This window comes from Pectobacterium sp. CFBP8739, assembly GCF_013449375.1.
Taxonomy (GTDB): domain Bacteria; phylum Pseudomonadota; class Gammaproteobacteria; order Enterobacterales; family Enterobacteriaceae; genus Pectobacterium.
The window spans coordinates 210,435-226,190 of the sequence record NZ_JACDRR010000010.1; the positions used below are offsets into that span (position 1 = coordinate 210,435).

General features: G+C 53.4%; 14 protein-coding genes. 5 read left to right on the forward strand and 9 right to left on the reverse strand.

The window, feature by feature from the left end; genetic code table 11:
• Window positions 1-8: 8 nt before the first annotated feature.
• A complete protein-coding gene (gene tesA, locus H0247_RS09395) occupies window positions 9-692 on the reverse strand; it encodes a multifunctional acyl-CoA thioesterase I/protease I/lysophospholipase L1 (RefSeq protein WP_180742308.1) in 684 nt (227 codons plus the stop codon).
• Here tesA and ybbA point away from each other — a divergent pair.
• Window positions 615-1,346: a putative ABC transporter ATP-binding protein YbbA gene (ybbA, locus tag H0247_RS09400; protein WP_180742309.1), complete on the forward strand. Its 732-nt coding sequence runs from the start codon at window positions 615-617 to the stop codon at window positions 1,344-1,346. The genes tesA and ybbA overlap by 78 nt on opposite strands.
• Window positions 1,343-3,772: a putative ABC transporter permease subunit YbbP gene (ybbP, locus tag H0247_RS09405; protein ID WP_180742310.1), complete on the forward strand. Its 2,430-nt coding sequence runs from the start codon at window positions 1,343-1,345 to the stop codon at window positions 3,770-3,772. Before ybbA ends, ybbP begins: the two co-directional genes overlap by 4 nt.
• 100 nt (window positions 3,773-3,872) lie before the next feature.
• Here the strand turns inward: ybbP and H0247_RS09410 are convergent, their stop codons facing one another.
• The 4 genes from H0247_RS09410 to purM form a co-directional block, all read right to left on the reverse strand.
• On the reverse strand, window positions 3,873-6,041 hold the full coding sequence (locus H0247_RS09410; protein WP_180742311.1) for a TonB-dependent siderophore receptor: 2,169 nt from the start codon (window positions 6,039-6,041) through the stop codon (window positions 3,873-3,875).
• Complete coding sequence (locus H0247_RS09415; RefSeq protein WP_180742312.1) at window positions 6,034-7,140, reverse strand: ABC transporter substrate-binding protein; 1,107 nt, start codon at window positions 7,138-7,140, stop codon at window positions 6,034-6,036. The genes H0247_RS09410 and H0247_RS09415 overlap by 8 nt, the downstream gene beginning before the upstream one ends.
• Before the next feature lie 290 nt (window positions 7,141-7,430).
• Window positions 7,431-8,069 (reverse strand): phosphoribosylglycinamide formyltransferase, encoded by a 639-nt coding sequence (gene purN, locus H0247_RS09420; protein WP_180742313.1) that lies wholly within the window; start codon window positions 8,067-8,069, stop codon window positions 7,431-7,433.
• The gene (gene purM / locus H0247_RS09425) at window positions 8,069-9,106 is read right to left on the reverse strand and encodes a phosphoribosylformylglycinamidine cyclo-ligase (protein ID WP_015839417.1); all 1,038 of its coding nucleotides are present in this window, start codon (window positions 9,104-9,106) and stop codon (window positions 8,069-8,071) included. Before purM ends, purN begins: the two co-directional genes overlap by 1 nt.
• Before the next feature lie 337 nt (window positions 9,107-9,443).
• On the opposite strand from purM, the gene upp reads away from it, so the two are divergent.
• The 3 genes from upp to hda all read left to right on the forward strand — a co-directional run bounded on the left by upp (window position 9,444) and on the right by hda (window position 12,410).
• Window positions 9,444-10,070, forward strand: a complete 627-nt coding sequence (upp, locus tag H0247_RS09430; protein ID WP_180742314.1) for a uracil phosphoribosyltransferase — start codon at window positions 9,444-9,446, stop codon at window positions 10,068-10,070.
• 243 nt (window positions 10,071-10,313) lie between these two features.
• Window positions 10,314-11,603 carry a uracil permease gene (gene uraA / locus H0247_RS09435; RefSeq protein WP_014914592.1) on the forward strand — a complete coding sequence of 430 codons (1,290 nt, stop codon included), beginning with the start codon at window positions 10,314-10,316 and terminating at the stop codon, window positions 11,601-11,603.
• A gap of 99 nt (window positions 11,604-11,702) precedes the next feature.
• Window positions 11,703-12,410 (forward strand): DnaA inactivator Hda, encoded by a 708-nt coding sequence (hda, locus tag H0247_RS09440; RefSeq protein WP_180742315.1) that lies wholly within the window; start codon window positions 11,703-11,705, stop codon window positions 12,408-12,410.
• Between the two features lie 78 nt (window positions 12,411-12,488).
• Here the strand turns inward: hda and arsC are convergent, their stop codons facing one another.
• From arsC to H0247_RS09460, 4 genes are all read right to left on the reverse strand, one after another.
• A complete protein-coding gene (gene arsC, locus H0247_RS09445; RefSeq protein ID WP_180742518.1) occupies window positions 12,489-12,866 on the reverse strand; it encodes an arsenate reductase (glutaredoxin) in 378 nt (125 codons plus the stop codon).
• 14 nt (window positions 12,867-12,880) lie between these two features.
• Window positions 12,881-14,344, reverse strand: coding sequence for a M48 family metallopeptidase (locus H0247_RS09450; protein WP_180742316.1), 1,464 nt, complete (start codon window positions 14,342-14,344; stop codon window positions 12,881-12,883).
• A gap of 170 nt (window positions 14,345-14,514) precedes the next feature.
• Window positions 14,515-14,982: a thioredoxin-dependent thiol peroxidase gene (bcp, locus tag H0247_RS09455; RefSeq protein WP_015839422.1), complete on the reverse strand. Its 468-nt coding sequence runs from the start codon at window positions 14,980-14,982 to the stop codon at window positions 14,515-14,517.
• A gap of 104 nt (window positions 14,983-15,086) precedes the next feature.
• Complete coding sequence (locus H0247_RS09460) at window positions 15,087-15,638, reverse strand: glycine cleavage system transcriptional repressor (RefSeq protein WP_180742519.1); 552 nt, start codon at window positions 15,636-15,638, stop codon at window positions 15,087-15,089.
• Window positions 15,639-15,756: the final 118 nt, after the last annotated feature.

The window sequence follows — 15,756 nt, forward strand, 5'->3', positions numbered from 1 at the left end:
CCTATTTATTAAGACTCATGGTTAACTAAGGGTTCCAGCTGCTTCGCCATCCATTCTGCGATAAACGGTTGGGCATCCCGGGTTGGATGGATGCCATCTTCCATCATCCACTCCGGTTTAAGATACACCTGCTCCATAAAGAAAGGCAGCAGCGGAAGCGCAAACTGCTCCGCTAATTTGGGGTAGATATTGCTGAATGACTCGGTATAGCGACGGCCATAGTTGGTCGGCAAACGGATCTGCATGAGCAGCGGCTGAGCGTTATCCTGTTTGACCAGCGTGATGATTTTCGTCAGATCTTGCTCAATGTTAGGGGCCGGAAATCCTCGAAGGCCATCATTGCCGCCCAGTTCAATCAATACCCAACGCGGCTGATGCTGTTGCAACAAGGCAGGAAGACGCGCCAGTGCTTGTGCGGTGGTGTCTCCACTAATACTGGCGTTAACCACCGCGACGCCTTTTTTCTGCGTCTGCCACTGCGTGTTCAAGAGCGTTGGCCATGCGTTAGCGATCGGCATCTGATAGCCCGCACTGAGGCTATCGCCCAGAATTAATAATGTGTCAGCGGCGAAAGCGCGTACGCTGCATAATCCCAGAAGCAAAAGGACGAAAACATGTTTGCGAAGACCAGCCCAGCGAGTGCTACGCCAAGCGAAACTGCGCACGTAGAAAACATTCTTGAAGTTCATCATCTTAGTAAGCACGTTGGTCAGGGAGAAAATCGGCTTTCCATCCTTACCGGAGTTGAGCTTATTGTCAAACCTGCGCAGACAATTGCCCTGATTGGGGAATCTGGGTCGGGCAAGTCAACCTTGCTGGGCATTTTGGCCGGGCTGGATGATGGCACGGAAGGCGAGGTAAGCCTGATGGGTAAATCGCTAAATGTGCTGGATGAAGAAGGCCGTGCGGCGCTGCGTGCTCAGCATGTGGGTTTTGTTTTTCAGTCTTTCATGCTGGTGCCGACGCTGAATGCATTGGAGAATGTACAGTTACCTGCGTTGCTGCGCGGTGAAAGCGACAGCCACAGCCGTGGTCAGGCTGAACAGCTGTTACAGCAGCTCGGGCTGGGTGAGCGCTTACATCATCTTCCCGCTCAGCTTTCCGGTGGTGAACAGCAGCGTGTGGCGCTGGCGCGGGCGTTCAGCGGTCGTCCCAATGTCTTGTTTGCTGATGAACCGACCGGAAATCTGGATCGTAAAACCGGTGAGCGCATCGTTGATCTGCTGTTTTCCCTCAATCGCGATTATGCCACCACGTTGATTCTGGTAACGCATGATGAACAACTGGCGGCGCGCTGTGAACGACGCCTGCGCTTAGTCGATGGCAAGCTGCGGGAGGACGCATGATCTGGCGGTGGTTCTGGCGCGAATGGCGCTCTCCTTCTTTACTGATTGTCTGGCTGGCATTAACGCTGGCCGTTGCCTGCGTGCTGGCGCTGGGCACGATCAGCGATCGCATGGAAAAAGGACTCAGTCAGCAGAGCCGTGATTTTCTGGCTGGCGACCGCGTGCTGCGTGCCTCGCGGCCCGTGGCAGAAGCTTGGCTTCAGGAGGCGCAGCAGCGCGGGCTGACGCTCAGCCGACAAATTTCCTTTATGACCATGACGTTCGCGGGTGATACGCCGCAACTGGCGCAGGTTAAAGCCACCGACCAGCGCTACCCGCTGTACGGTAATTTGCAGACGCGTCCAGAAGGGCTGCATGCGGAAGCGGGAACGGTGCTGGTAGCGCCGCGCCTGCTGGCGCTACTCGGGCTGAAAGTCGGTGACATGCTGGACGTCGGCGATACCTCGCTGCGCATCAGCGGTGAACTAATTCAGGAACCGGATGCCGGCTTCAATCCGTTTGACACCGCGCCGCGTATTCTGATGAATCTGGACGATGTCGAGAAAACTGGGGCGATTCAGCCGGGGGGGCGCATTACCTGGCGCTACATGTTTTCCGGCAATGAGAAGCAGATTAGTGACTTCAGTAACTTCATCAAACCCCAGCTTAAGCCCGATCAGCGCTGGTATGGCATGGAAGATTCCCAAGGCGCATTAAGTCAGTCGTTAAAACGGTCACAGCAGTTCCTGTTGCTGTCGGCGCTGCTGACGCTGTTGTTGTCTATCGCCGCAGTGGCGGTGGCGATGGGGCACTACTGTCGTAGCCGCTATGATTTGGTCGCCATTCTGAAAACGCTGGGGGCAGGCAAACAGGCACTAAGGCGATTAATCATCGGGCAGTGGCTTTCCGTGTTGGGCTTGGCGGCGATTTGTGGCAGCGTACTTGGCTTAGGGTTTGAAGCGCTGTTGATGAAAATGCTGGCACCCGTGCTGCCTGCCTCGTTGCCTGCTTCCGGGCTGTGGCCGTGGGTATGGGCGCTGGGATCGCTGGTGCTGATCTCGCTGCTGGTTGGGCTACGCCCTTATCGGCTGCTGCTGGCGACACAGCCACTGCGCGTATTGCGTCAGGATGTGGTGGCGAACGTATGGCCGCTGCGCTACTACCTACCGATTGTCCTGCTTATTGTCGTCGGGCTGCTGGCGGTATTGTCCGGTGGAGGCGTGCTGCTATGGTCGCTGCTCGGCGGTATGGCGGTGCTGTCGCTACTGTTGGGTGTCATTGGCTGGGGCGGTCTGCTGTTGTTACGGCGTCTGACGGTTAAACGACTGGCATTGCGTCTGGCGATTAATCGCCTGTTGCGCCAGCCGTGGTCGACGCTCAGCCAGTTGGCCGCCTTTTCGCTGTCCTTCATGCTATTGGCGCTGCTGCTGGTGATGCGCGGTGATTTACTGGAGCGCTGGCAGCAGCAATTGCCGCCGGGTAGCCCAAACTATTTCCTGCTGAATATCACGAAGGAACAGGTGCCACAAATAGAGAATTTCCTCTCTCAACATAATGTGACGCCGGAGCAATTCTTCCCGATTATTCGTGCGCGGCTAACGGAGATTAATCAGCAGGTTGCAACGGAAGTGATCCACGAGGACGATCCGGGTGGCAACACGGTGAACCGTGAACTGAACCTGACCTGGATGAACGGGATTCCGCAGTATAACGTACTGGTGGAAGGCGACGCGCCGAAGGCGGGTGAAGTCTCGATGGAAGCGAAAGAAGCCAAAGAGATGGGGATCAAGATTGGCGATACGCTGACCTTCACTGGCGACACGCAACCGTTTAGCGCAACGGTGACCAGCTTCCGTCAGGTAGACTGGGAAAGCCTGCGTCCGAATTTCTTCTTTATTTTCCCCGTAGGGGCGTTGGATAACCAGCCGCAGTCCTGGCTGACCAGCTTCCGTTACGACGGCGATGAAAAGATGATTACGCAGTTGAACCGCCAGTTTCCGACGGTCAGCGTGCTGGATATCGGCAGTATTCTGCGTCAGGTGGGGCTGGTCTTACAGCAGGTAAGTCGGGCGCTGGAGATTATGGTCATTTTGGTACTGTTCTGTGGCGTGCTGCTGTTGTTGGCACAGATTCAGGTCGGGATGCGTCAACGGCGTCAGGAACTGATGGTATATCGCACGCTGGGAGCTGGGTTACGCCTGCTGCGCACCACGTTGTGGTGTGAATTCGCGGTACTGGGACTGGTGGCGGGAACGGCAGCGGCGATTGGTGCAGAATCGGCACTGTGGCTGTTGCAGCGGAAGGTCTTTAACTTTGCCTGGGAACCGAATGTCACGATGTGGATAACGCTCCCGTTAATCGCGGCGTTCCTTCTGTCGCTCTGCGGCGGCTGGCTGGGGCTACGACTCTTACGCGGTAAAGCACTGTTCCGGCAGTTTGCGGGGTAACGTACTGCTCAGCAAAATAAGACAGGGAAGGGATATCTTTACTGTCTTTATAAAAAAGTAGCAAGTGCCCCGCAGTAGTGAAATGCGGGGCGAAAGGCGATTAGAAATCGACGCTGGCGCGTAGCACCACCTGACGCGGCTCGCCGATGGCGACACGCAGATTATTACCGCTTGACGGGTAATAGGTTTGATCGAACAGGTTCTTCACGTTGAGCTGCCATTTCACCTTGTAGCCGTTGAGCGGCAGGCTGTAAGCAACAAACGCGTCGGCGACGATGTAATCATCCAGATAGAAGCTGTTTGCCGCATCGCCTGCACGACGGCTGACATAGCGAGCGCCTGTACCGGCACGGAGATCGTCACCAACTGCCAGGCCAATATTGCCAAAGTCCTGTGTCAGGAACAGTGACGCAGTATGACGGGCAGCGTTGGTCATCCGTTTGCCTTCATTTTTCGGATCGGCAGTGACGCGAGCATCGGTGTAGGCATAAGAACCGATCAGGCTTAATGAATCGGTAATGTTGCCTGCCAGATCCAGTTCAACACCTTGTGAACGTACAGAGCCTGCGGTGCGTGTTACCGTCTGGCCATTGATGAGTTCATCGACCATCACGTTTTGTTTTTCAATATCGAACAAGGCTACGTTACCGGTAATACGGTTGGGTAGATCCCATTTGGTACCGAGTTCGTAAGAACGCCCTAATTCTGGTGGTAGCGAGCCGATTTGCGTTGCGATAGAGGAGTTGGGTTTAAATGATTCACTGTAGCTGGCGTAAAGGGATGAATAAGTCGTTAGGCTGTAGATGATGCCGGCACGTGGCACAACGCGGTGGTATGAACTGTCCGTGTTGGTGATGAATGGGCGCCCTTTACCTGACATTACATCGAACGTGTCATACCGTAAACCGCCCAGCAACTGCCAGCGATCGTTAAGGCGGATGGCATCCTGCATAAAGAAGGCTTTGCTATCGATATTTTCACGCTGATCGCTGTCTTTCGCGCTAACGGCGGTAGAGGCGGAAAGTTGACCGTATACTGGGTTATAGATGTTGAATCCACCTGCTTTGCTTCCCCGAATCATGTCTCCTCTAAATGTCCTGTCTGCCTCGTAGTCAAAGCCAAACAGTAACTGGTGATTGATTCTACCCCAATCAATGTCGCCATTTAGCGTGAGTTGGACGATCTGCGCCTGACTGTGTGCGTATCCTGTAGCGTCTGGTTGGCGGTAAAGAATTCCAGAGTCAGGGTTAAAACAGACGGTGTTATTTTGGCATACGGCCCGCGCCTGGTTATCGCTGTAGCGGTTGCGGTTGTACGAGTAGGTCAGGCTGCTTTTCCAGCGGTCATTCAGGTTGCGGTCAACCTGCATGGTGACGTTGTCCTGATCGCCGCGTGTCGCATTGTAACTTTCATCAAAGCGACGATCGCGCGGCGTATTAACCGGCTTGCCCGTCTTCGGATCGATAAGGGTGCCGCGATCGAAAGGCGTCAGGTATTCCATATGTTCGTAGGATACACGCACGGTGGTGTCTTCACCGTACCACATCAATGACGGTGCAATTGTCGTTTGGCGATTACGCCCGAAGTTGCGCCAGTAGTCGGTTTCATCATGATCGACCACCATACGGTAAGCCAAACCGGATGTGCCTAATGGGCCGGTGACATCCAACTGTCCGCCGCCGCCTTTGAAACTGCTTCCTCGGCCTTCAATGTGTGTTTTCTGTACCAGTTCGGGTTTTTTACTGATGATATTAATGACGCCGCCGGGTTCGCCCATGCCATAGAGCATGGAAGCTGGGCCTTTCAGCACTTCGACGCGTTCGCTGCTGGGGGTAAAGTTGCGTGCTTGAATAGAGCGCACGCCGTCACGAAAGATCGAGCCGTCGCGGTTATCGCCGAAGCCGCGTTTGATGATGGCATCTTGTGTGCCACCCAGCGTATTTGACTGTGTGATACCGCTGACGTTATACAGCGCTTCATCAATATTGCGTACCGCCCGATCGTCAATTACCTGAGTCGGAACGACGTTGACCGCCTGTGGCACATCCAGCAGGCGGCTTTCGGTACGGGTGCCGGTCACGGTTTTATGCGGCTGATAGCCGGCTTCTTTTCCTGCTTGAGCGGCCGTGGTGGCGTTTACCACCATGGTGTCTTCTTTGCCATCAACGGTTTTGTTATCAACGATGGCTGCCTGAATGCTAAACGGCAACAGCGCCAGCAACGGCCAGCCGTGACGTAACGGGTTATTTTTTATAACAAACTTATTCATGCGAAATCTGACTCCAATAAATCCCTGAAAATTCAATAGGTAAAAACTGTTGATAGAGTTGTTGTAGTGTTTGTTGCGGATCGATATCGGCGAACTGATCCGGATAGAGTGCCTTGGCAAACATTTCGACCATCACAACGTGGTACGGACTGAGGTAGAAGTTGTGCCACATGCTCCAGGCTCGGCCTGTTTGTACGGCTTGCAGGTGAGACAAAATAGGTTCCTGACGGATAAGTTTGTCGAAGCTCTCTTGCGCCTGCGCGGCGTTAACCAGCGGGCCGAGCATCAAACTGGAGAAGCGTTTGCCCTCCGGACCGGCCATACCGGTGGCGATATAGACATCGGGATTGGCGGCCAGCACGCGCTCTGGACTCAATTCTCCGTAGACGCTGCTGATCGTGCCGTTGGCAATATTCTCGCCGCCGGCGAAAGTCAGCAGGTCGCCAAGGCTGCCGCCGACTGCCGTGGTGCAGCAGGTGTCCCGTCTGCCCAGATGCAAATGCAGCATGACCGTCGGTTTTTTACCGTGATAGTGCGCGATACGCTGGCGCACCACATCCATATGCTGCTGATAGAAATTGCTGAAGGCGGTCGCGCGCTGTGGCTGATCCAGCACCTCGCCAAGCAAACGAATACTGGGCAACGTGTTGTTAAGCAGATCGATACGCAGATCGACATAAATAAACGGGATCCCTGCACGCGTCAGCGTTTGTTGCAGGAGATCTTCATTGGCCGCGTTTTTTGCCAGACGGGGCAGAATGACCAGATCGGGTTTTAGCGGCAGCAGCATCTCTGCGTTCATCGCTTGCAGGCTGCCGTTGCCTAACTGTGGGATCTGGGTGAGCTGCGGGAATTTTTCGGTATAGCGTGACCAGCTCTGCGCATCGTAGCGCGCCATATCTCCTGGCCAGCCGACGACGTGCTTTGCTGGGTTATCAGGCTGAAGCAACGCCAGCGTATACAGCATGCGGCTCTCACCCAGAATGATGCGTTGGGGGTTGTCTGGTATTTCCACCTGTCGGCCCAACATATCGGTGACCGTTTTGGCTTGTAGGAATGGGCTGAGGAAAAGCAGGCAAAGCAGTAGGGCAGTACGCATGATGGAATTCACAGAATGTAGGGCGGGGAAAGATAATCATTGTCATTTTCGTTTTCAACCGATGAAAAGTGGGGGTAATTCCGGTTGATAGAAATGTTCTTTTTTATCTGACTTTTAGTGTTTTCTTGGTAAAGATTAGTAAATATTTAAAGCGCGGATCGGGCTGAAAACAGCGATGTGTGCGTGTGCAGAAAAAGACATATGCGGAGAAGGCGAGATAATAAAAAGCAGGAAGAGGAAGTAAATAAGGCTCCGCCGGGGAGCCTTATTAAAATGATGAACAGACAGAATTATTCGGCAGCGTAGCCCTGTGGCGGAATACGCACGCTGTCCAGCCAAGCTTCATTATCCCGCATCACCAGTCTGCCGTTCAGGAACCAGTTAATGACCATCGGATAAATCGTGTGCTCGTGGGTTTTCACGCGCTCGCTCAGGCTTTCTTCGGTGTCATCACTAAATACTGGCACCTTCGCTTGCAGAATCAGCGGGCCGCCATCCAGCTCGTCTGTGACAAAATGTACGGAAGTCCCGTGTTCCCGATCGCCATTTTCCAGCGCCTTGCGGTGTGTATGCAGGCCGGGATATTTGGGCAGCAGAGAAGGGTGAATGTTCAGCATTTTGCCAGCAAATTGCGCAACAAATTCTGGGCTAAGAATCCGCATGTAACCAGCCAGAACCACTAGCGCCGGCTCATGTTGCTCAATTTCATTTGCCAGCGCGGCATCAAATGCAGCGCGATCGGCAAAATCTTCAGGGTTCAGGACGAACGTCGGAATATCCGCATTCTGTGCGCGTTCTAGCCCGTACGCCTCCGCATTATTACTGAATACGGCAGCGATCTTTCCTTTGAGACGTCCGTTCTTACTGGCGTCAATCAACGCCTGTAAGTTGCTTCCATGACCTGAAATCAGCACAACGATGTTTTTCATCAGTTAATAACCACTGCGTCTCCGGCATCGGTTTGAGTAATGACGCCGATTTTCCATGCGTTTTCGCCGCTGCTGTTGAGTAATGCAACGGCCTCGTCTGCCTGTTCGGCTGGCAGTGCGATGATCATACCAACACCGCAGTTAAAAGTACGATACATTTCGTGACGGCTGACATTCCCAGCCTGTTGCAGCCAGTTGAACACCGCAGGCCATTGCCAGCTAGATTCGTCGATAGTTGCCTGCATACCTTCTGGCAGAACGCGTGGGATATTTTCCCAGAAGCCGCCGCCGGTCAGGTGAGAAATCGCATGAACGTCCACTTTCTCAATCAGGGACAGGATGGATTTCACGTAGATTTTGGTCGGTGCTAGCAGGTGGTCGGCCAGCGGTTTGCCTTCCAGCTCGAACTGCTCTGGATCGGTTTTGCTGACTTCAAGCACTTTGCGTACCAGAGAATAGCCGTTTGAGTGGGGGCCGCTGGACGCGAGGGCAACCAGCACATCACCGTTCTGGACTTTGCTGCCGTCGATGATTTCTGATTTTTCTACCACACCGACGCAGAAGCCAGCTACGTCGTAGTCTTCGCCGTGGTACATGCCCGGCATTTCGGCGGTTTCGCCACCAACCAGCGCACAGCCTGATTGTTTACAGCCTTCTGCGATACCAGTAATCACGCTGGCAGCCGTATCAACATCCAGTTTGCCTGTAGCGTAATAGTCGAGGAAGAACAGCGGCTCTGCGCCCTGAACCACCAGATCGTTCACGCACATCGCAACCAGATCGATACCAATGGTATCGTGGCGTTTCAGATCCATCGCCAGGCGCAGTTTGGTGCCGACTCCGTCAGTGCCGGAAACCAGAATCGGTTCGCGGTATTTTTGCGGTAAGGCGCACAAGGCACCGAAACCACCCAATCCACCCATAACTTCCGGGCGACGAGTCTGTTTCACTACACCTTTGATACGGTCGACCAATGCATTACCTGCATCGATATCCACGCCTGCGTCTTTATAACTGAGAGAGGTTTTGTCGGTCACTGCTGAGTCCCCACGAAGGTTACGGGTCGTATTCAGAAAACACGGTATTGAGAAAACATACTGTGGTAAAAATAATGCGCGCTAATTCTAACAGTGTAGGCAATCGTTTGCGAGTGATGAGTCATCGGCGGGCTATTTTTCGTTAACGGCAACAATTTCTCTTCTCGGTTGATCTGGATCAGGCTTAATCGTATGGCGCTAAGCAAAAAAGGCGGTATAATCCCGCGATTTTTTTTACGACGGGCTCTTGTGCCCGCCGCCCTGCGGGCCGCCGCAAGCGGTGTTTAAAAACGCGCTTGGCGTTTTTGTCCGTCCACTAGCCGATGGGGAGATAAAGATGAAGATCGTCGAGGTGAAACACCCACTCGTCAAACACAAACTGGGTTTGATGCGAGAGAACGATATTAGCACGAAGCGTTTTCGTGAGCTGGCTTCCGAAGTGGGAAGTTTACTGACTTATGAAGCCACCGCCGATCTGGTCACTGAGAAGGTCACCATTGATGGCTGGTGCGGTCCGGTTGAAGTCGATCAGATCAAAGGCAAGAAAATTACCGTCGTACCTATTCTGCGTGCAGGGTTGGGGATGATGGAAGGCGTGCTGGAAAATGTCCCTAGCGCGCGTATCAGCGTTGTCGGCATCTACCGTGATGAAGAAACGCTGGAGCCTGTTCCTTATTTCCAGAAGCTGGTGTCCAATATCGAAGAACGCATGGCGCTGGTGGTTGACCCCATGCTGGCGACCGGCGGCTCAATGATCGCGACGATCGATCTGCTGAAAAAAGCAGGCTGTCACAGCATTAAGGTGTTGGTGCTGGTCGCGGCGCCAGAAGGGATTGCCGCACTGGAAAAAGCCCACCCGGATATTGAGCTTTACACGGCATCCATCGATAAAGGCCTCAACGAGCAGGGTTACATCATGCCGGGCCTGGGCGATGCGGGCGATAAAATATTTGGTACGAAATAACAGGTAAGCCGACTTATTAGTCGGCTTTTTTTTGGCGGGAACCTAAGTATTTCCTATGGTTCACCACAGCCTGTGTGACGTCACACTCGGTGCTTTATTATATCAGTAGCCAACAATTATCCTGCTTTACTGCGGTGGGGCGGGGTAAGTCTGGCTGTAAATAAGCAGTGCGGTATACCTGCACACATAAATAGCAATACTCGATAACACCACGACATAACAACACTACAGAGGATATTGAAGATGACTCGTCGCGCCATCGGGGTAAGTGAACGACCGCCCTTGTTACAAACCATCCCGTTGAGTTTCCAGCATCTGTTTGCGATGTTTGGCGCTACCGTTCTGGTACCCATTCTGTTCAAGATCAATCCAGCCACCGTACTGTTATTCAACGGTGTCGGTACGCTGCTGTATTTATTCATTTGTAAAGGCAAAATCCCAGCGTATTTAGGGTCGAGCTTCGCGTTCATTTCTCCGGTTTTACTGTTGCTGCCGCTGGGGTACGAAGTCGCGCTGGGTGGTTTCATTATGTGCGGCGTGCTGTTTTGTCTGGTGGCGCTGATTGTTAAAAAAGCGGGGACTGGCTGGTTGAATGTGTTATTCCCGCCTGCGGCGATGGGCGCGATCGTCGCGGTTATCGGCCTTGAACTGGCCGGTGTGGCGGCGGGAATGGCAGGGTTGCTGCCTGCTGATGGCGCTTCTGTCGATTCCACTGCGGTGACGATTTCACTGGCGACGCTGGCGATCACCATTCTGGGATCGGTGCTGTTTCGTGGTTTCTTGGCGATCATTCCAATTCTGATCGGGGTGCTGGCAGGTTATGCGCTGTCGTTCGCGCTGGGCGTGGTGGATCTGACCCCGATTCGTGAAGCTCACTGGTTCGCGATGCCAACATTCTATACGCCGCGTTTTGAGTGGTTTGCCATTCTGGCGATTCTGCCTGCGGCGCTGGTGGTAATTGCAGAACACGTCGGCCATCTGGTGGTGACAGCGAATATCGTGAAGAAAGACCTGATGCGTGAACCGGGGCTGCACCGCTCTATGTTCGCCAACGGCATTTCTACCGTGTTGTCCGGCTTCTTTGGCTCCACGCCGAACACAACCTACGGCGAAAATATCGGCGTGTTGGCGATTACCAAAGTGTACAGCACCTGGGTGATCGGTGGTGCGGCGATCCTCGCTATTCTGCTCTCTTGCGTGGGTAAACTGGCGGCGGCGATTCAGGCTGTACCCGTTCCTGTCATGGGCGGCGTATCGCTGCTGTTGTACGGCGTAATCGGGGCGTCTGGTATTCGTGTGCTGATTGAATCCAAAGTGGATTACAACAAAGCGCAAAACTTGATCCTGACTTCCGTGATTCTGATCATCGGCGTCAGCGGTGCGAAAGTGCATTTGGGGGCAACCGAGCTGAAAGGCATGGCGCTGGCGACCGTTGTCGGTATCGGGATGAGCCTGGTATTTAAGGTCATTAGCCTGTTCCGCAAAGAGGAAGAGATCCTCGATGCGCCGGAAGAGAACGACGCTCGTTCATAACCGCGTCCGTTTCCCTGTTGAGGCCGTGCATATCGCGTCCTCAACAGGGCGTGGTTTCTGTGATAAACTCGATCCGATTTCCTGCCCGTTTTGCTTGAGGTGATTCTGAACACGCCGGCACAGCTTTCATTGCCACTCTACTTACCCGATGACGAAACCTTTGCCAGTTTCTATCCGGGTGAAAACGCGTCTCTTCTTGCCGCCATCAATAATGCTTTGCATCAGGAGCATGGCAGCTACATCTATTTCTGGTCACGCGAAGGGGGCGGGCGCAGCCATCTGCTGCATGCTGCCTGCGCTGAGCTGTCGCGTCAGGAACGCGCGGTGGGCTATGTGCCGTTAGATAAACGCGCCTACTTTGTGCCGGACGTGCTGGAAGGCATGGAACAACTGGCGCTGGTGTGTATCGATAATATTGAATCGATTGCGGGTGATGAAGAGTGGGAAATGGCCGTGTTTAATCTGTATAACCGCATTCAGGAAACAGGACGTGCCCGGCTGTTGATTACTGGCGATCGTCCGCCACGGCAGCTGAATTTACGTCTGCCCGATCTGGCTTCCCGTCTCGATTGGGGACAAATCTACAAGCTACAGCCGCTGTCGGATGATGAGAAAGGGGAAGCGCTACAGTTGCGTGCCAGACTGCGCGGGTTTGAATTGCCGGAAGACGTGAGCCGTTTTCTGCTTAAGCGTCTGGATAGAGAAATGCGGACATTATTTATGACGCTCGATCAGCTCGACCATGCTTCCATCACTGCACAGCGCAAGCTGACCATACCTTTTGTGAAAGAGATCCTTGGTCTGTAGTTAACGATCGTTGTTAAACGATCGCCGTTGAGGATCGTTCACGCCTTTCGTTTACCGCTATTCTCTGACAGCCATTTTTTACAACGACAGAATCTCCAGCACCTGTTCCGGCGGACGGCCGATACGCGCTTGGCCGTGTGCCACGACAATGGGGCGCTCGATAAGCTTCGGATTATCGATCATCGTCTGAATCAGCTGTGCTTCCGTCAGCGTGGCGTCGGACAGCCCCAACTGCTGATAAATCTCTTCTTTGGTTCGCATCAATTCGCGTGCGCTGTTAAAGCCTAACTGCCGGATGAGCTGCGCCAGTGTCGCGGCATCGGGCGGCGTGTCGAGATAGAGCACGACGTTCGGTGTAACATGATGCTCCTGCAACAGTGCCAGCGTTTCGCGGCTCTTGGAGCAGCGCGGGTTATGGTAAATCGTCACGGCGGGTTGGGGGGAAGATTGTGTCATCATCATGTTCCTTATCAGGATTTCTGGTACTGGCGGAAACGCTGTTGCAACTGACGAAGCTGGTCGATGCGGGCGTCGTAGCGCGCCTGTTCCAGACTCCCCAATTTAACCAGTGAGCTCGCGTTGCTCAGTAGTCGAATGGCTTGATCGAGCTGGCCGTTGAGCGCCAGACTCTCTGCTCGCGCGGCCAGTTCTTCTGCCCGCTGTCCTTGTGCGGCTGCGGCTTGCGCCAGCAGATCCCAGCCGTTTGAATCATCTGGGTGCGCATAGGTATAGCGGTACAGTATTTTGCTGGCGGCGGCAGGCTGTTTCCCTTCGACATAAGCATTCGCCAGATTAAGCTGAAGCACCGGATTAGCCTGCGCGCCAGGCGCGTTTTGTAAGCGGCTGATCGCCTGCGTTGCGCGGTTTTGTCCCAGATCGATATCGGTCATCATATCCAGAAACCACGGATTTTCAGGCGCGTTGCTTAGCAGTGGTTGTAGCACGTTACGTGCCTCATCGTACTTTTTCGCCTGATAAAACTGAATCGCTCGACCGTACTTCGCCGCCAATTGCTCCCGCACGTTGCCTTTTTCCCATTGCTCCAGCAGATCGTTGCTCATCGGGCGATCGGGTGAGCCATACATGCCAAAGGTACGTATTTTGGCGAACAGGAAATCCTGAGAAGATTGCACTGGCGTTGAGCGCATCTGGTTGGCACGGTTGCGGGCGTCAGACAGCCGGCTTTCCGGCAACGGGTGAGTCAGCAACATTTCCGGTGGCCTTGAGGCATAACGCGATTGGTCAGCCAGCTTTTGCAGGAAATTCGGCATGGCTTGCGGATCGAAGCCCGCACGCTGCAACACCTGAATCCCAATACGGTCTGCTTCTTGTTCATTTGCCTGCGTGAACGTAATCATGCCCTGCTGTGCACCCGCCAGCGTGCCGCTGAGCGCGGCCATCCCTAACTGAGGATTGGCCATCGCCAGCAGAATGGAGCCGAAAGCGCCGACCCAGGTGAGCGGGGCGTTACGCTGCTGTGATTCCATGCTACGCGCCAGATGACGTTGGGTAACGTGAGAGATTTCATGTGCCAGCACGGAGGCCAGTTCGCTTTCGCTATCGGCATAGCGGAACAGCGCGGAATGCAGCACCACGTTGCCGCCAAAGAAGGCGAAGGCGTTGATGTCATCATTACGGATCAGATAGAAATGGAACGGCGTACGTACCGAATCGGCCTGTTTGACCAATCTGTTGCCGAGCTGATTAATGTAATTGGACAGCAACGGATCGTTGATAAGCGGTGCACCTGCGCGCAACTGGCGGACGTAAAAATCACCCATCGCCAGTTCCTGATTGATACTGAGCGTGCCGCCCGCGGTGGTGCCGATATCCGGTAGCCGATCCTGCGTGTCGGCCTGAGCGGGAAGCAGGTTGCCAGCCAGTAATGCCCCGAGCAGGACAGACATGACCGTTTTTCTTAACCGAATAGACATAACGGAAGATAACCTTTATCAACAGCTAACGTGAAAGCATTCTGCCAACTATCTTAGCCAGCGATGGCAGACAAAGAAATGCCCGAGCGGGAAAAACGTGGTGAAGAGAGAGAATAATAGGAAAAACCGGCACGTATGACGGTGCCGGTGGAAAATCTTAAAAATCGCAATCAAGCGTTTTTCAGATAATCAAGAACGATGTCGTGGTGGTTGCTGGTTTTGAAGTCGTCAAAAACCTTCTCTACCTTACCGTTTTCATCAATCAGGAAACTGATGCGATGAATACCGTCATAGGTTTTCCCCATGAAGGTTTTTTCTCCCCAAACGCCAAATCCTTCTGAAACCTGATGATCTTCATCAGAAAGCAGCGTGAAATTTAAGACTTCTTTCTCGACGAAACGGGACAGTTTTTCTGATTTGTCCGTGCTGATACCGAGAACTTCAACACCATATTTTTTCAGATCGTCCATGTTGTCGCGCAGACCGCAGGCTTGAACGGTGCATCCTGGCGTCATCGCTTTAGGGTAGAAATACACCAACACTTTCTGTCCCTGGAAGTCGGTTAAATTTACTTGTTCGCCATCTTGGTCGGGCAAGCTAAATTTCGGTGCAATATCACCGGCTTTCAGTGTGTTCATCACGACTCTCCGTCTTGTTTCTCTTCATGCTGTGGATATGCCCATGCCCTTTGCAATAATGGCAACGTTATGCCATTGGGTTCAAATGCTATTGAGCCCAAATACTATTGAGCATAGTTAACGACGCTAATACTGCCTTGTGCGTTCAATTCTGTACATAGCTGATGAAAGGCTGGCTCAATAATTGAGCTATCCAATGGGGTAGAACTGTGTGCGGCAATCTGAATGTACAGTTGCGGCGGTTTGTCACCCTCGGCGGGCTGCGTTTTTGAAACCAGCTCAGCAATATTTAACTGATGGGAATCGAACAAATCGGTAAAACGCTCAATGATGTGAGGGGAGTCGACAACGTCAACTTTCACCCAGACGGTCGAAGGCGTCGGCTGGCTAGCCTGTGACTCCGTCCGCTTCATCACGATCAGCAAATCCATCTCCGCGCCTTTCAGCGGCAGGGTTGATTCGATCAGTGTTATTGCGTTCCAGCTACCGGATAGCAGCATAATGAAGGTGAACTCTTTGCCCAGCATAGCAAGACGGCTATCTTCGATATTGCAGCCACAGCTACTGACGTGGCGTGTAATTGCATTGACAATACCGGGGCGATCAACCCCCAGAGCGGTAATAACCAGATAGTATTCTTGTGAGCTTGGCAACATCATGCTTCCTGTCTTTTTTCCCATTAATCACATGGTAAACATAAAAAATTGCCTGGAGCAATTTTTAACGCCGCTTGCGGCGGCCCGAAGGGGGGCGGGCAGGGATAGCTCGCCATAA